We start from the raw sequence: 16,594 nt of genomic DNA, 5'->3' as shown, positions 1-16,594 counted from the left end.
TCACTGAGTAAGGGTATCAGACTCGGAGGCCTCCGTGTTCTCTGTGGCCCAATACTTCTGCTCGTTCCTATAAATGCCTGTGCGTGCCTGGTGGCGAGATATTGAACTGGTATCATACCAGTTTTGCGCGTGCCACGATTTTGCCCCGATACTTGCCGATTTTTACCCCCAAACAGGCACTTGACAACCACGATTCCTGTTTTATAATCGCCTCATTCGACCGGTATCATACCACTCACTTGCTCAACGAAGACAGGTATCATGGTGCATCGGACGCAACATCTCGTCAGCAGCTTGCGCGACGCGATCAGCCAGGGGCAGTATGTCGCCGGGCAGCTGCTGCCATCCGAGCGCGAGCTGTGCAGCCGCGAGGGTTTGTCGCGCACAACCGTGCGCCGCGCCATCCAGCAGCTTGTCGACGAAGGGGTGGTGTACCGCGTGCCCGGCTCGGGTACCTACGTTGGGCGGCCGCGCCCGCAACTCGCCGAGGCCAGCCAGCAGCACGCCAGTATCGGCCTGATCCTGCCCTCGCTTTCCAACCCCTACTTTGGCGAACTGGCGACCGCGATTGAGCGCGAGTGCACGCGCAGCGGCTACCAGCTGCTGCTTGGTCAATCGAACCTCGATAGCTTTAGCGAAGCGCCCTACCTGGCGCGCTACGCCGAGAATCCAGCCGTGCAGGGCGTCATTACCATCGCCAGCGACTATGCGGTGCCGGTCGATTCCTATGCGCAGCTCACCCAGATCGGCAAGCCTTTCCTGTTTGTGGTGCGCCAGGCCGACATGCTCAGCGCCGACTCGGTTTCGACTGACCATGTGGGCGGGGCACGGGCGCTGATGCACCACCTGTTTGGGCTGGGCCACCGGCGCATTGCTTATATTGGTCAGGCGCGCGCGGTGCGGCCCCGGCATTTTGTGGGCTACTGCGAGGCGCTGCAAGAAGCCGGCATTGCCGAGGACGCGGCGCTGATGGTGCACCGCGACAGTGACACACCCGATCAGCTGGGGCAGCATGGAGTGGAAGAGTTATTAGCGCGTGGCGTGCCATTTACTGCCATTTTCGCCCAGATCGACACGGTGGCAGTTGGCGTGCTGCGCGGCCTGCGCGCCGCCCGGCTGCGCGTGCCGCACGACGTGTCGGTGGTCGGCTTCGACAATATCCCGATTGCCGAGCATCTCGACCCGCCGCTGACCACGGTTGACCATACCGTGAGCGAGATTGGTCGCCTGGCGGTGCTGTTTCTGCAAGATCGCATGGTTGGGCGCTACACTGGCCCGGCCCGCCATGTCATTATTCAGCCGCGCCTGGTGCTGCGCGCCTCCAGTGGCGCGGCGTCTGTGCAGTCGTAATTTCCTGGTGCGCTCGCGCACTGCTCGATGATGAGAAACATTTCGATGTGGAATCCTCAACCTTCTTTTTCACCCCACGCCGAAATTCCTCACGCCGCCGCCGCAGCGCGGAATACTACGCTGCGAACCTGAAACGTTCAACCTGCGAACCTGCAACGATACGAAACATTTGGGGAGAGCCATGATCAAAATCGCTGAAGTGCTTCCAACCTCACCTTCGCCGCTGTGGAAGCTGGCGAAGCAGGCCGGCGCCGACTGGGTGGTTGGCGGGCTGCCGTTCAACGAGCCGCTCAACGCGGGCGACGCGCCGTGGGATTACATGCCGCTGCTGCGCACCAAACAAGCCTATGAGAATGCTGGCTTCACCGAGGCGGTGATTGAGTCGCGCCCGCCGCTGAACCTGGCCAAGCGCGGTTTGCCCGGCCGCGACGCCGAGATCGACACGGTCTGCACGCTGCTGGAGAACATGGGCCGGCTGGGCATCCCGGTGTGGTGCTACGAGTGGATGACCGACTTCAACTGGCTGCGCACCAGCACGAACACGCCCTCGCGCGGCGGCTCGGTGGTCACCAGTTTCGACTATGCGATGGTGCGCGATGCGCCGAACACCGACCTCGGCCCGATCAGCGAAGAAGAGCTGTGGGCCAACCTTGAGTACTTCCTCAAGCGCGTGGTGCCAGTGGCCGAAAAGGCCGGCGTGAAGCTGGCCATGCACCCCGACGACCCGCCGCTTTCGCCCATTCGTGGCGTGAGCCGGATCATGCGCAGCATCGAGAACTTCCAGCGCCTGATCGACATGGTGCCCAGCCCGGTGAACGGGATTACGCTCTGCCAGGGCAATTTCACGCTCATGACCGACAATTTGCCCAAGGCCATCCGCGAGTTTGGCCGGCAGAACAAAATCTTCTTCGTTCACTTCCGCGATGTCAAGGGCACGCCCGAGAAGTTCGAAGAAACATGGCACGACGCCGGCAAAACCAACATGCTCGAATGCCTGCGCGCCTACAAGGACATTGGCTTCGAGGGCGTGCTGCGGCCCGACCATGTGCCCACGGTCGAGGGCGACAGCAACAGCAACGCCGGCTACTCGTCGTTCGGGCGGCTGTATGCGATTGGCTACATTCGCGGCTTGATTGAAGGCGTGTACGCAACCGAATAATCATTCTATCCACAGATTACGCAGATTGCACAGATTATTTGACATACGCTGTGAAATCTGTGAATGAACACAAGAGCAAACAATAATGCGAATTGCAGTAACGGGCGGCAGCGGCGGCGTGGGCCGCGCAATTATCGACATGGCGGTGGCGCAGGGCCACAGCCCGGTACGAATCGACCGGGTCGCGCCGCCGGAAGGAACGGCAAACCTCGATGTGCCGTTTGTGCAGCTCGATCTTTCTGACTATGATGGGCTGCTGGAGGCATTTCGCGGCTGCGACGCGGTGATTCACATGGGCGCGATTCCTTCGCCGGGCCGCCTGCCCGACCATGTTGTGCATAACAACAATGTCGTGGGCAGCTACAATGCCCTGCGCGCCGCCGCCGAGCTGGGCATCACGCGCGTGTGCCAGGCCTCAAGCGTCAACGCGATTGGCGCAGCCTACAGCCGCTGGCCGCGCTACGACTACTTCCCGCTGGACGAAGCGCACCCAACCTATAACGAAGACCCCTACAGCCTTTCGAAGTGGATCTGCGAGCTGCAGGCCGACTCGATTGCGCGGCGCTACGAAGACATGACGATCGCCAGCATGCGCTTCCACTGGGTTGTGGCCGAACGCGCCATCGCCGTGCAGTACAACAACCGCATTGGCGACGCCCTGGCCAAGCACCTGTGGGGCTACACGCGCTTCGACTCGGCGGCGCGCGCCTGCCTCGCCTCACTTTCTGCCGACTACAAGGGCCACGAAGTTTTCTACCTGATCGGCCCGAACACCACCACCGACCAGCCGTCGCTGGAGCTGGCGCAGCGCTACTTCCCCGATGTGCCCATCCGCGGCGACCTGAGCGGCAACCGCAGCTTTTTCGATTGCAGCAAGGCCGAGCGCCTGCTGGGCTGGAAACACGACGAGTGAGACGAGGAGGCAGGAGGCAGTATGCAGTAGCCAGTATGCAGTATCCATTTGCCGACTGCCAACGCCGAGTGCCGACTGCCGAGTGCCGAGTGCCGACTGCCGAGTGCCGACTGCCGACTGCCGAGTGCCGACTGCCGAGTGCCGACTGCCGACTGCCGAGTGCCGACTGCCGACTGCTCTATTCTGGAGATACAAATGCACATCCAACCCTCCCGCGAAGACATGATCGAGCTGACCAGCCAGAACCCGTTCGAGCGCTTCGAAGACGGCCGCCCCAAGGTGCCCGATGAGCTGCTTGAGCGCATGAAGCTGGTGACGACCGAAGAAGCCTGGGGCGTGATGCGCCGCCACGGCTACAACCGCCAGTTCGAAGGCAACTGGAAGGAAACCCACCCGAACACGATCATGGTTGGGCGCGCGGTCACGGCGCAGTTTCTGCCGCACCGCCCCGACTACCACGACGCGATTCAGCAGGCCGGCTTGCGCGAAGGGCGCGCCAGCATCGGCGGGCAGAACTCGTGGGTGATCGAAACGCTGCAAATGCACGACGTGATGGTGGTCGACATTTTCGGCAAGGTGAAAGACGGCACCGTGGTGGGCGACAACCTGGGCACCTCGGTGCGCACGCGCACGCGCGCCGGCGCGGTAATCGACGGTGGCATCCGCGACTACCAGGGGCTGGTCGAGCTGACCGACGTGAACTTTTATATCCGCGGCGTCGACCCAACCGCGATTGCCGATGTCACGCTGGCCGGGCTGAACATCCCCATCCGCATCGGCGGCATCACCATCCTGCCCGGCGACGTGATCCTGGGTACGCCCACCGGCATCATCGCCATCCCGCCGCATCTGGTGCAGGAAGTGGTCGAGCGCAGCGAAGACATCCGTGTGCGCGACGAGTTCGGCAAGCTGCGGCTGGCCGAAGGCAAGTACATCAGCGGCGAGATCGACGTGCCAACCTGGCGCGATGACATCCAGGCCGACTTCGAGGAATGGAAAACGGCGCGCTCGTTGTAGCTCGCAGTACTACTACGTAAGGGCGAAGCATTCGCCCTCACCAAGCTGCGGTAGAAGCAAAGATATCAGGGCGAATGCTTCGCCCCAACAACGGCGAACGCATCGCCCCAACGGGTCTCGCAGTAGCCCAAGCGCGTAAGGGCGCAGCAGCCAGCAGAGCTTTGCGCAAGAGGAAGCGGTGAGGGGTGCTGCGCCCCAACGGGTCTCGCAGTAGCCCAAGCGCGTAAGGGCGCAACAGCCAGCAGAGCTTTGCGCAAGAGGAAGCGGTGAGGGCTGCTGCGCCCCAACGGGTCTCGCAGTAGCCCAAGCGCGTAAGGGCGCAGCAGCCAGCAGAGCTTTGCGCAAGAGGAAGCGGTGAGGGCTGCTGCGCCCCAACGAGGAAGAAACAATGACAGAACAAACACCCCGTCCCGAAGACCACGTCGCAACGGCGTCGCGCCCGAGCGAGCTGAAGATCACCGACCTGCGCACCGCCACGGTGGGCTGGAACAACTGGTTCTTCACAATCGTGCGGATCGACACCAACCAGGGTATCAGCGGCTACGGCGAGGTGCGCGACTTCGCCAGCAAGAACTACGCGCTGATGCTCAAAAGCCGCCTGCTGGGCGAAAACCCGTGTAATATCGACCGGCTGTTCCGCAAGATCAAGCAGTTCGGCCACCACGGCCGGCAGGCTGGCGGCGTCTGCGGCGTCGAGATGGCGCTGATGGACCTCGCTGGCAAGGCCTATGGCGTGCCGGCCTATGTGCTGGCGGGCGGCAAGTTCCGCGACCGCGTGCGCATGTACTGCGACACGCCCAACGAAGAAACCGGCACGGAAATGGGCAAGAAGCTGCAAGAGCGACTGGATCGCGGCTTCACCATGCTGAAGATGGACGTGGGCGTGCAGCCGCTGATCGGCAAGCCCGGCATGCTTTCCTGGCCGCAGGGCATGCTGCCCGGCGACCCCGAAGACAAGCTGGAGCGCATGCTCAACATCCAGACGCTCCAGCACCCCTTCACGCATGTGCGCCTCACGCCCAAGGGCATCGACTCGATCTGCCAGTATGTGGCCGAGGTGCGCGAAACGGTTGGCGACGAGGTGCCAATCGCGGCCGACCACTTCGGGCATATCGGCATCGACGACTGCATCCGGCTTGGGCAGGCGCTGGAGCCCTACAACCTGGCCTGGCTGGAAGACATGGTGCCCTGGCAGTACACCGACAAGTGGGTGCAGCTTGAGCGCGCGCTGAACACGCCGGTCTGCACGGGCGAGGATATCTACCTGGCCGAGAATTTCCGCCCGCTGATCCACGCCCGTGGCGTCAACATCGTCCACCCCGACCTGGCGACCAGCGGCGGGATTGTGGAAACCAAGAAGATTGGCGACCTAGCGCAGGAGTATGGCATCAGCATGGCGCTGCATATGGCCGGCACGCCAATCAGCACCATGGCCAGCGTGCATTGCGCCGCCGCGACTGAGAATTTTATCGCGCTGGAGCACCACTTCACCGAAATCCCGTTCTGGAACGACTTTATTGCGATCAACGGCGAAACCAAGCCAATCATCCAGCGCGGCTACATCCCGGTGCCCGAAGGGCCGGGCCTGGGCTTCACCGTCAACGAGGACGTGATCAAGGAGCATCTGGTCGAGTGGGACAAGGGCTTCTTCGAGCCTACGCCCGAGTGGGATCGCGTGCCCAGCCACGATCGGCTCTGGTCGTAGCACGGAACCGTATACATCCACAGATTACGCAGATTACACAGATTATAGAAACGATGGTTACGGCACCTTCCTATAATTGATGCAATCGTGGTATTTGCGTAATCTGTGGAGCATAATGTGATGGATACGCCACTCCGAGTTCAGGAGCGCGACCCTCAGACATTTGCAGTTATTGGTGCTGCAATGGAGGTGCATCGGATATTAGGGTGCGGTTTTCTTGAAGCAGTGTATCAAGAAGCACTTGCTCGTGAATTACACAATCGTGCTATTCCATTCCAGGAACAACGTGAACTGCCGGTGAGCTATAAAGGGCAAATCCTTTCAACCTGCTACCGCGCAGATTTCGTTGTGTTCGAGCGTGTAATTGTCGAAATAAAGGCACTTGATATACTGAGCGGCCGAGAGAAAGCGCAGCTTCTCAACTATCTGAAGGCATCGGGGTTTCGCGTTGGCTTACTGATTAATTTTGGTGCGCGTAGCCTTCAATACGAACGTCTCGTGTGGAACAAAACGAATCCATAGATTATCTAGATTGCTCGGCTCTTTATAAAAATCTGCGTAATCTGCGTAATCTGTGGATAAATAACAGGACACGATTATGAAAATAACCAAAGTCCGCCCGATCCTCACCGCGCCCGACGGCATCGCGCTGGTGATTGTCAAGGTTGAAACCGACCAGGACGGCCTGTACGGCGTTGGCTGCGCGACCTTCACGCAGCGCCCGACGCTGGTTGCCAAAGCGGTGGAAGAATACCTCGATCCGCTCTTGCAGGGCCGCGACCCCGCCAACATCGAAGACCTCTGGCACATGATGCACGTCAACTCCTACTGGCGCAACGGCCCGGTGCTGAACAACGCGATCAGCGGCGTGGACCAGGCGCTGTGGGACATCAAGGGCAAGATCGCCAACATGCCCGTGTACGACCTGCTGGGCGGCAAGTGCCGCGAGGCCGCCATGGTCTACCGCCATGCCGACGGTCGTGAGCCGCAGGAAGTGCTCGAAAACGTCATTAAATACCAGGAAGAAGGCTACCTGGCGGTGCGCTGCCAGATGGGCGGCTACGGCGGGCGCGTGAAGGAGATCACCGCCGCGACGGCTGTGCCGAGCAAGGACGCCCCGCAGGCCACCCACCGCATGAAGACGCTTGATCGCGCCGACAGCGCCTTTCCGGGTGCCTACTACGACGCCGACGTGTACGCGCGCTCGATCCCGCCGCTGTTCGACCATATTCGCTCGAAGATCGGCTTTGATCTGTTCCTGCTGCACGACATCCACGAGCGCATTGCGCCAATCGACGCGATTCGCATGGCCAAGGAGCTTGAGCAGTACCGGCTCTTCTTCCTCGAAGACCCGCTGGCGCCCGACCAGATCGAGTGGTTCCGCCGCCTGCGCCAACAGAGCGCCACGCCAATCGCCATGGGCGAGTTGCACAACAACCCGCTCGAATGGCGACCGCTGATTGTCGAGCAGCTGATCGACTATGTGCGCGCTCACATCTCGCAGCTTGGCGGCCTGACGCCTGCGCGCAAGATGGCGGCGCTGTGCGAGAACTTCGGCGTGCGCACGGCATGGCATGGCCCGGGCGACACCTCGCCCGTGGGCCACGCAGTGAACCTGCACCTCGACCTGGCCTGCCACAACTTCGGCATTCAGGAAGTGATTAACTTCAGCGACCGCATCTACGAGGTCTTCCCCGGCACGCCGACCCTGGCGAATGGCTACCTGTGGGCCAACGACCAGCCCGGCCTGGGCATCGACATCGACGAGGCGGCGGCGGCGAAGTACCCGATCGAGATCAAGCCGATTGGCTGGACGCAGAGCCGCTGGCCTGACGGCACGATCTGGACGCCGTAGGATTGTTGTTGTAAACGACCTCTAGCTTTACCACCAAGGCACCAAGACACCAAGATGCATGTGAAGTGCCTGGTGAAACTTGGTGCCTTGGTGTCTTGGTGGTGATCTGAACGTGCTAGGAGTGAACATGGACACTGTGCGCGCGGCAATTGCCGCCTACATCCGCGAGCAGGCGCTGCCCATCGACAAGTACAGCCACCAGCCGCGCCTGTATGCGCTGGCGGTGCGTGTTGGCGCTGGGCAGGAGTACGATGACGAGATTTTGTACGCGGCGACATGGCTGCACGACCTGGGCGTGTTCATCGGGCACCGCCCCGAGGAGATCGAGGCGCTCAGCCGGTGGGACAATGTGGCCTACGCCATGGAGCGCGCGCCGGCCCTGCTGGCTGGGTGGGGCTTCCCACCGGAAAAAATTGTGGCGGTGCAGGCTGCTATCCGCGATCACCTGCCGGCGCGCGCGCCTGAAACGATTGAGGGGATTATTCTGCGCGACGCCGACATTCTTGAGCAGCTTGGCGCGGTCGGTATTCTGCGCAATGTCAGCAAGATCGGGCGCGACACGCGCTTCCCAACCTTTGCCGAAGTGCTGGCGCTGCTGCGGCGCAACCTGCACACCCTGCCCGGCCAGCTGCGCCTGCCAAGCGCCCGCGCCCTGGCCGCGCCGCGCATCCAGGTGCTGCGCGATTTCCTCGACGCCGCCGACGACGAAGGCGCGGGCGCACCGCTGTAGCGCAATTCCAGGTGAGGTTGTAGAGCGGTTTGCAGAACAATAGAATACTCATATGCTTGTAAGAACGCATTGTAGCGCGGAAAATGCAACTGCCTTCTGCCTCCTGCCGACTGCAAACTGCTATACGGCAGGGAACGCCGCGTTGCGTATTGTATCCCCAGCCCCTAACCCCCAACCCCTAACCCCTGCGCTGAAAGCGCATTAGCGCCCCTTGCCAACAAAGGCCAGCGCTTCTTCGGCCAGCGCCTGAGTATCGACATCGGCGGCGGGCGCAAGCACAAGCCATTCGCGCATGGGCTGGCCTTTCGCGCCAACCATAAAGTGCGTGCCCGCGCCGCTGGCAACCAGCTCGGCCACACGCTCGCGCGGCAGCTTGAACACCAGCGCGCCGCTCACCAGCATGGCGAAGATTTTGCCGTGCACGGCCAGCGCGTCGCTGCCAAAGCCCCGCTTCTTGCCTGCGCCAAGCGCCACGCCCGCGCGCCCGCCAAATGTGCCCACCAGCGCCGCATAGCGCGCGGCTGGCGTTTCTGCCTCGGTTTCGCTCATTGCCATCCCCTGTACTTCAAGAAACGTATTCACTCACACCTGGCTCGATCTGCGAAAACGGGATGCGCGTGTGCAAGCGCTGCGCACGAATTCCCGCAAGGTGCTATACTCTCTGGACGATGCTACTATACCAGATTCGGCAATATCAAGCGCTTCATGCTCAGTGAATGCCTTCTGCCACGCCCGCAGAACATTCCTGCCATACCCCGCAGCTACGTGCTGAGATGAAAGTGCCCTCAACTACAAATACTCGTTAAAGAACTCGTCCTGCAATTAGCTCGATGTGGGTGTTGGTCGGTGGTGGGGACACAAAGGGATCGCCCATGAATGATGCTTCTGCATCGTCAGGATTGCCTCGGGCGCGCGCAGGCGCGCTTCTTTCTGCTGTGCTCGTTCTAGCGGTTGGCGCGCTGGCGCTGTGTGGTTGGGCGTTTGGTATTCCGATACTATATCGTGTAAGCCCTGCTTTGCCGCCCCTGGTGCCGTCAACTGCCCTATTATTCCTGGGCAGCGGCACCGCCCTGGCGCTGCTGGCTTGGGTGCAACAGGGTGTTGGGCCAGTGAAGCTGCTTCGCTCGCTTGCCAGTGCGCTGGGCGCGCTGGCGAGCATGTTTGGCGCGCTCATCCTGTTTGCCTATGCCAGTGGCCAGCCGTTTGCGCTGGCTGGCTGGCTGTTTCCGCAGGCAGTTGCCCAGCTTCACACCCCTTTTGGTGGCACGCCTTCGCCATCAACCGCCCTCACCTTTGTGCTGGCTGGCGCGTCGCTGGCGCTGCTGGGGCGCCCGATCGCGTGGGGGGTGTCTCTGGCGCAGTGGCTGGCTTCCCTGGTGTTCTTCCTCGGCCTGCGCGCGCTGATCGGCTACCTGATCGGCGACCCCAGCTTTTATGTGGTGGTTGGCGAAACCGGCATGTCGCTGATCACCAGCCTTTTATTCCTGGTGCTATCGTGTGGCGCGCTTCTGCTCACGGCCGACGTGGGCGCGCTGTGGCTGCTTCAGCAGGCGACCGCCACCGGGCGCGTGTTTCGCCGCATGATGCTTGGTATGGGCGTGCTGCTGGTGCTCGGCCTCGTATTGCATAGCCTGAATACGCGCGCTGGAATATTTGGCAATGGCTTGACACTGGTGCTGCTGGTTGCCGCCGGTGCCGCGCTGATCAACTGGCTGATGCAGGCGCTTGAACAGGCCGAGCGCGGGCGCGCCGCCGCCGAGGCCGAAGAGCGCGCCCACGCTGCCCGGCTCGATTCGCTTGCGGCGGCGTCGCTGGCCTTTGCCGAGGCGGGCAACGACTACCCAGCCCTGCTCGGCCAGATCGCGCGCACGGTGGCTGCGCAGCTTGGCGATGGCTGTGGCATTCTCTACCTTTCGCCCGATGAACAGCGCCTGGAGCCGATCGCGTTCTATGATGCCAGGCCCGACGGGGTGGCGCTGATACAAAAGCTCGTGGAAGGCTTGTCAATCGGCGTTTCGGGTGGCGGCGTTAATTCAGGTGTGCTAACCAGCAACCAGCCGGTCATTGTGTCGCTCGGTGATCGCGGCGAGCGCAAAACATTTTTGCCGGAAGACTATTGGGCCACCTGCGATGCCATCGGCATGCACAGCCTGATGAGCGTGCCATTGCACGTTTATGGCACCAGGGTGGGCGTGCTCACCGTGTATCGCTACCAGCCCGAGCGGCCCACTTTTACCCCAAGCGATCTCGCCCTGGCCCAGGAATTGGGCGTGCGCGCGAGCCTGGCCATTGAAAGTGCGCAACGCTTCGATGCCGAGCAGCGCGATCGTATCTCGGCCGAACAGACCTCGGCGGGGCTGGAACGATTGCATGCCGTTACGACAGCACTCTCGGGTGCGCTTTCGGTGGCAGAAGTCAGCAAAATTATTATGACACAGGGCGTTGACGCGCTTGGCGCCGATGCCGGCCTGGTAGCCCTGCTCGATCCAGTAACCCACGATCTTCAAATCATTGATGCGCGTGGGTACGAAGCCACCCTTCTCGAAACCCAGCCGCGCATTCCACTCGCCCAGCCGTCGGCGCTCACCGAGGCGGTGCAGGTCGGCGTGCCGCTCTGGATCAGTTCGCTTTCCCAGCAAACGCGCGAGTTCCCGAACCTGCTGGTGCTGCCGCTCAGCGCAGGGTTCCAGGCACGCGCGGCACTGCCGCTGCTTTCTGGCGAGCGCAAGATTGGCGTGCTGCAGATCAACTTCCGCGAAGGCCGCAGATTTGAAGCTGCCGAGCGCACTGTGCTCGAAGCGCTGGCCGCCGCTGGCGCGCAGGCACTCGATCGCGCCCGTGCCTACGACGTGCTGCAACGCAGCCTGCAACGCCTGCGCACGCTGCGCGCGATCGACCAGGCAATGCTCGCGGGCCAGAAAGCGGACGATATTATTGGCCACGCCCTCGATGATCTGCACAGCCTGGTGCCTTATGCCTACGGTGCTGTTTTGCTCTTTGCGCAAGGGCATCCGCCACAGGTCGCCCTTGAGCGCGAGTGGCGCTTGCTGCCGCTCGGCGAAGCTGCTGAACCAGTTCAGCTTGCCAAAGCTGTGGAAATCTTTTACGGGCAATCGCTGCGCTATGTGCCTGCGTTCGCCGATGCCCTGCCGCAATCGCCTTCACGCGAGCATCTCGCCAGTCAGGGCTTGCACGGCCTGCTGACGCTGCCGCTTGATGCCGATGGCGTGCGCATGGGGCAGCTCAACCTGTTTACCGGGCAGGCCACCACGCTGCTGGAAGAAGAACAGCAGATCGTCACCGAGATCGGCGGCCAGATCGCGATTGTGCTGCGCCAGATGCAGCTGATGAACGAGCGCGAGCGCGCCGAAGAGCGCTTCCGCCTGGTTGTTGAGGCTTCGCCGAGCGGGCTGGTGATGGCGGGCACCGATGGGCAGATTGTGCTGGTGAATGCCGAAACCGAGCGCATGTTTGGCTACCTGCCGCAGGAGCTTGCTGGCCAGCCAGTCGAAATGCTGGTGCCGCCGCGCTTTCGCGCCAACCACGCCCGCTTTCGCCAGGGCTTTGGGCTGCATCCCGAAACCCGCCCCATGGGCGCCGGGCGCGATCTGTACGGGCTGCGCAAGGATGGCAGCGAGTTCCCGATTGAGATTGGTTTAACTCCCATCGAGACCAGCCAGGGCATGCACATTCTCAGCACGATTGTGGATATAACCGAGCGCAAGCGCGCCGAAACCGCATTGCGCAAATCGGAAGAGCGCTTTGCGCAGGCATTTCACGCCAGCCCGGCTGCAATGCTGATAACCCGCCAGAGCGACGCTACCTTCATGGACGTGAACGAGAGCTATGAAGATTTGGTTGGCTATGCCCGCGATGAGCTGATTGGGAAGACTGGCATCGGGCTTGATCTGTACCTCAACCCCGCCCAGCGCGCTGAGATTGTCGATTTGCTGCGCGAAAGCGGCTCCTTATCCAACTACGAGCTGCTTCTGCGCACCAAGTCGGGCGAGCTTCGCACGGTGCTGTGCGGGCTGGAAAGCATTGACATTGATGGCGTGGCGTGCTACCTGGGCAGCCTGGTCGATATCACCGAGCGCAAGCGGGCCGAGACGGCGCTGCGCGAAAGCGAGCAAAAGCTCAGCGCGCTGGTCGATCTGCTGCCGGTTGGCGTATCGATTTTGAACGAACAGCGCCAGGTTGTGTATTCAAACCTTGCGCTTGAGCACATTATCGATCTTCCGCTTGGGCTGGTGCACGAAGGTGCCTACCGGCAGCGCGAATACATCCACCCGGATGGCACGCCCATGCGGATCGAGGATTTCGCCAGCTCGCAGGCGCTCGATGAGCAGCGCGCTGTGTATGGGGTCGAAACTGGCATTGTCAAAGAAGATGGCGCAATCACATGGGTCAGCGTGAATGCCGCGCCCGTGGCGCTGCCCGACTGGCGCGCAGTGGTTGTGACCAGCGACATCACCGAGCGCAAACGCTCGGAGGCCGCGCTCCGCGAATCGGAAGAGCGCTTTGGCAAGGCCTTTCAGGCCAGCCCGGCCGCGCTTTCGATCAGCCGCCTGCGCGACAGCTGTTTCGTCGACGTTAACGAACGCTTTTGCACGCTGTTTGGCTACGAGCGTGGCGAGGTGGTTGGGCATACGCTGGGCCAGCTCGATCTGTTCCCCGATGCCGGGGCGCTGGCCGAAATACGCAGCGCTGCCCGCGCGCAGGGCAGGTTGCGCAATACCGAAATCGCGATGCAAACCAAAGATCGCAGGCAGCTTGTGATCCTGTTTTCGGCCGAGTTGATCGAGGTGAATGGCGAGCCCTGCTTCCTGACGCTGCTGTTTGATGTCACCGAGCGCAAGCTGGCCGAATTGCAGCTTGAAGCCTACACCCAGCGCCTGCGCGTGCTTGCCGATGCGTCGCATGTTTTTGCCCAGCTTGGCACCGATTACGCCAGCTTGCTCGCCAGTATTGTCAAAACAATCGCCTCGCTGATGGGTGATGGTTGCGCGCTGCGCCTGCTTTCCGACGATGGCGCGTGGCTGCCGATGCGTGCACTCTACGACAGCGACCCCGCAACGGCGGAGCTGCTGCGCAAGGTGGTGGGCGAAATATCACTTCCTGCCGACGATTTTTCGATGAACACGCGCGTGATGCAAAGTGGGCAGCCGCTGCTGATACCGTTTGTCAGCCCCGAGCAGCTTCGTGCAGCAACCAAGCCCGAATTCCAGGCGCTGATCGAACGTATTTCTGTGCACAGCATTATGCTTGTGCCGCTGATCATCCAGGGGCAATCGCGCGGCGTGGTGAGCCTGTACCGTCATCGCCCCGAGCATCCACCATTCGATGCCGAAGACCTGCGGCTGATGCAGGATCTGACCGACCGTGCCGCGCTTGCGATTAGCGGCGCACAGCTTTTCCAGCAGCTTCAGGCCGAGCTGGCCGAGCGCAGCCGCGCCGAAACCGCGCTTCGCCAGTCCGAGCAGCGCTTTGCAACAGCATTTCGCGCCAACCCGGCCACGCTGATTATTGTTCGCCGCAGCGACGGGATGTTTGTCGATGCCAATGATACCTACAAACAGACGCTGGGCTACAACACCGAAGAGCTAGTGGGCCACACGGCCGCAGATCTGAAGATTTTTGCCGATCCGGCAGTGCGCGCGAGCATGCTTCGCCAGATCGATACAACGGGGACGGTTCATAATATCGAATCGCTCATGCGAACCAAGTCTGGCGAGCTGCGCCTGTTTCTGCTTTCGGCCGAGGCAATCGAAATTGCTGGCGAGCCATGCTTTTTGGTCACCGGCATCGATATTACCAAGCGCAAACAGGCCGAAGACGCCCTGCGCGAAAGCGAGGCGCGCTTCCGCCAGCTGGCCGAAAGCCTGCCCCAGCTCGTGTGGACCTGCCAGCCCAACGGGCAGTGCGATTACCTGAGCCGCCAGTGGATCGAGTATACCGGCGTTCCCGAAGCCCCGCAGCTTGGTTTTGGCTGGCTCGAAGCGCTGCATCCCGACGACCGCGCGCCAACTATTGCCGCCTGGGAAGCAGCAGTGGCCAGCAATGCCGATTTCACGAGCGAGTTTCGCATTCGGCGCTACGACGACGTGTACCGCTGGTTCGACTCACGCGCCGTCTTGTTGCACGATGCTGCCGGGCTGCCACTGAAATGGGTCGGCGCCAATACCGACATCGAAGAGCGCCGCCGCAACCAGAAAATACTCGAACAAAACGCCGAGCAGCTTCAGCGGCTTTCGCACCAGCTGGTTGAAGCTCAGGAAACCGAACGGCGCTATATTGCCCGCGAGCTGCACGACCAGGTGGGCCAGTCGCTCACCGGCCTGAAGCTCGTGCTCGACAGCGCGCGCATGCTTGCGCCCGAAGACCTGGGCGCGCAGCTTGCCGAAGCCCGCAGCGCCATCAACGAGCTGCTGGGCCGGGTGCGCAACCTGTCGCTCGATCTGCGGCCCAGCATGCTCGACGACCTGGGCCTTCTGCCGGCGCTGCGCTGGCTGATCGATCGCTACCAGGCGCAAACACGCATCAACGTTCAATGGTGGTATGTTAATATCGATCGGCGCTTCCCTGCGCTGGTCGAAACCACGGTGTATCGCGTTGTGCAGGAAGCGTTAACCAACGTTGCACGCTACGCAAAGGTGCCCGAGGTCGAGCTGCGCATCATGGGCGATTACGATCAGCTGCTGGTGCAGATCGACGACGAAGGCGTGGGTTTTGATGTCGAAACGCGCCTGCAATCACGCCAGAGCGTTGGGCTGATTGGTATGCGCGAACGTATCGATCTGCTGGGAGGTTCGTTCCTGATCGAATCGGCACCCCATGAAGGAACGCACCTGAATATCACTATCCCGCTGCCGGTACTAGCTCTTTTGCCAGAACATGATGCCGAGGAATAACATAAAGGAAGGTTGATATGGCAAGGGTTGTCTTGTCCGACGATCATCCGATGGTGCTGCATGGTTTGCGCGCGGTCATTCACGATGCCCCGGATCTTGAGATTGTTGGCGAGGCGACCAGTGGTGCCGAGACACTAGAGCTGCTTGCCCGCCTGCACCCCGATATTCTGGTACTCGATATTCTGCTGCCCGATATCAATGGCATCGATCTGCTCGAACAGATCGACACGAACGGCCACATCCGTGTGGTGATCTTCTCCATGCACGCGAATGACAGCTATGTCCGTGCTGCCCTTCAGGCCGGCGCGTCCTCGTTTGTGCTCAAAGATGCCCAGCCGGGGAATTGCTCCACGCGATTCGTGAGGCAGTGGCAGGGCGCCGCTACCTGAGCCCGGCCATCACCGATCGCGCCGTCGACCTTTTCTTGCAGCACGGCGGCATGCCAGCCAACACGCAGATCGAGATACTCACAGCGCGCGAACGGCAGATTTTGCATCTTGTGGCGGCGGGAAGCACCAGCATTACGATAGCCGACCGCCTGACTATCAGCCCGCGCACGGTCGAGACACATCGCGCAAATCTTATGCGCAAACTGAATTTGAAATCGCAGGCCGAACTGCTGCGCTACGCGATCACCAATGGCATTGCTGCCGACCCAGAAGCATAAACGGCATTCACCATACTATGGCCGGGTTCAGGGGTGGGATGCCCGCCCCCGAACCCTTTTTTGTTGGCACGGTGAAGAAGATCGCTGTTTCCATCTGCTCGGGCACTACGTAAGGATACGTAGGTAAAGAGATCTGCCTATCTACGAATAGACTGTCGATTTTTCTACTGCTACGATCATACGTGGATTATTAGAATATGTACATGTACGCATGTCATGCTCATTCTACGTGCGTAATTCTACGGTATTCGCGCTCTTTTCCTTATAGCGCTAAGTACGGAGGCATA

12 protein-coding genes are annotated in these 16,594 nt (G+C 61.4%); 11 read left to right on the top strand and 1 reads right to left on the bottom strand.

Features of this window, described 5'->3' with window-relative positions; translation table 11 throughout:
• Window positions 1-261 precede the first annotated feature (261 nt).
• From M1P90_RS10675 to M1P90_RS10640, 8 genes are all read left to right on the top strand, one after another.
• Window positions 262-1,350 (top strand): GntR family transcriptional regulator, encoded by a 1,089-nt coding sequence (locus tag M1P90_RS10675; protein ID WP_483702603.1) that lies wholly within the window; start codon window positions 262-264, stop codon window positions 1,348-1,350.
• Between the two features lie 181 nt (window positions 1,351-1,531).
• Window positions 1,532-2,509 carry a mannonate dehydratase gene (locus tag M1P90_RS10670; RefSeq protein WP_483702602.1) on the top strand — a complete coding sequence of 326 codons (978 nt, stop codon included), beginning with the start codon at window positions 1,532-1,534 and terminating at the stop codon, window positions 2,507-2,509.
• 85 nt (window positions 2,510-2,594) lie between these two features.
• Window positions 2,595-3,422, top strand: a complete 828-nt coding sequence (locus M1P90_RS10665; protein WP_483702601.1) for an NAD-dependent epimerase/dehydratase family protein — start codon at window positions 2,595-2,597, stop codon at window positions 3,420-3,422.
• Window positions 3,423-3,617: 195 nt separating this feature from the next.
• The gene (locus tag M1P90_RS10660) at window positions 3,618-4,439 is read left to right on the top strand and encodes an RraA family protein (protein WP_483702600.1); all 822 of its coding nucleotides are present in this window, start codon (window positions 3,618-3,620) and stop codon (window positions 4,437-4,439) included.
• Between the two features lie 388 nt (window positions 4,440-4,827).
• Window positions 4,828-6,144 carry a mandelate racemase/muconate lactonizing enzyme family protein gene (locus M1P90_RS10655; protein WP_483702599.1) on the top strand — a complete coding sequence of 439 codons (1,317 nt, stop codon included), beginning with the start codon at window positions 4,828-4,830 and terminating at the stop codon, window positions 6,142-6,144.
• A gap of 120 nt (window positions 6,145-6,264) precedes the next feature.
• On the top strand, window positions 6,265-6,666 hold the full coding sequence (locus M1P90_RS10650; RefSeq protein WP_483702598.1) for a GxxExxY protein: 402 nt from the start codon (window positions 6,265-6,267) through the stop codon (window positions 6,664-6,666).
• 76 nt (window positions 6,667-6,742) lie between these two features.
• Entirely contained in the window at window positions 6,743-7,999 is a 1,257-nt protein-coding gene (locus tag M1P90_RS10645; protein ID WP_483702597.1) for an enolase C-terminal domain-like protein, read from the top strand.
• A 127-nt stretch (window positions 8,000-8,126) separates the two neighbouring features.
• Complete coding sequence (locus tag M1P90_RS10640; protein ID WP_483702596.1) at window positions 8,127-8,729, top strand: HD domain-containing protein; 603 nt, start codon at window positions 8,127-8,129, stop codon at window positions 8,727-8,729.
• A gap of 201 nt (window positions 8,730-8,930) precedes the next feature.
• Here M1P90_RS10640 and M1P90_RS10635 read toward each other — a convergent pair whose 3' ends face one another.
• Entirely contained in the window at window positions 8,931-9,278 is a 348-nt protein-coding gene (locus M1P90_RS10635; RefSeq protein WP_483702595.1) for a hypothetical protein, read from the bottom strand.
• Window positions 9,279-9,757: 479 nt separating this feature from the next.
• Here M1P90_RS10635 and M1P90_RS10630 point away from each other — a divergent pair, with 479 nt between their 5' ends.
• Genes M1P90_RS10630 through M1P90_RS10620 form a run of 3 tightly spaced genes read left to right on the top strand, consistent with a single transcriptional unit; the run spans window position 9,758 to window position 16,307 of the window.
• Window positions 9,758-15,640 carry a PAS domain S-box protein gene (locus tag M1P90_RS10630; protein ID WP_483702594.1) on the top strand — a complete coding sequence of 1,961 codons (5,883 nt, stop codon included), beginning with the start codon at window positions 9,758-9,760 and terminating at the stop codon, window positions 15,638-15,640.
• Window positions 15,641-15,657: 17 nt separating this feature from the next.
• On the top strand, window positions 15,658-16,029 hold the full coding sequence (locus tag M1P90_RS10625; RefSeq protein WP_483702593.1) for a response regulator: 372 nt from the start codon (window positions 15,658-15,660) through the stop codon (window positions 16,027-16,029).
• A complete protein-coding gene (locus M1P90_RS10620) occupies window positions 16,008-16,307 on the top strand; it encodes a response regulator transcription factor (RefSeq protein ID WP_483702592.1) in 300 nt (99 codons plus the stop codon). The genes M1P90_RS10625 and M1P90_RS10620 overlap by 22 nt, the downstream gene beginning before the upstream one ends.
• The last annotated feature ends 287 nt before the right edge of the window (window positions 16,308-16,594 follow it).

It is taken from the genome of Kouleothrix sp. 19917 (assembly GCF_057073505.1).
This window is presented reverse-complemented; position numbering and strand designations above follow the sequence as displayed.

Excerpts from the sequence above, each read along its gene's own strand:
- M1P90_RS10675 (WP_483702603.1), top strand. The coding sequence starts at position 262 with ATGGTGCATCGGACGCAACATCTCGTCAGCAGCTTGCGCGACGCGATC.
- M1P90_RS10670 (WP_483702602.1), top strand. The coding sequence starts at position 1,532 with ATGATCAAAATCGCTGAAGTGCTTCCAACCTCACCTTCGCCGCTGTGG.
- M1P90_RS10665 (WP_483702601.1), top strand. The coding sequence starts at position 2,595 with ATGCGAATTGCAGTAACGGGCGGCAGCGGCGGCGTGGGCCGCGCAATT.
- M1P90_RS10660 (WP_483702600.1), top strand. The coding sequence starts at position 3,618 with ATGCACATCCAACCCTCCCGCGAAGACATGATCGAGCTGACCAGCCAG.
- M1P90_RS10655 (WP_483702599.1), top strand. The coding sequence starts at position 4,828 with ATGACAGAACAAACACCCCGTCCCGAAGACCACGTCGCAACGGCGTCG.
- M1P90_RS10650 (WP_483702598.1), top strand. The coding sequence starts at position 6,265 with ATGGATACGCCACTCCGAGTTCAGGAGCGCGACCCTCAGACATTTGCA.
- M1P90_RS10645 (WP_483702597.1), top strand. The coding sequence starts at position 6,743 with ATGAAAATAACCAAAGTCCGCCCGATCCTCACCGCGCCCGACGGCATC.
- M1P90_RS10640 (WP_483702596.1), top strand. The coding sequence starts at position 8,127 with ATGGACACTGTGCGCGCGGCAATTGCCGCCTACATCCGCGAGCAGGCG.
- M1P90_RS10635 (WP_483702595.1), bottom strand. The coding sequence starts at position 9,278 with ATGAGCGAAACCGAGGCAGAAACGCCAGCCGCGCGCTATGCGGCGCTG.
- M1P90_RS10625 (WP_483702593.1), top strand. The coding sequence starts at position 15,658 with ATGGCAAGGGTTGTCTTGTCCGACGATCATCCGATGGTGCTGCATGGT.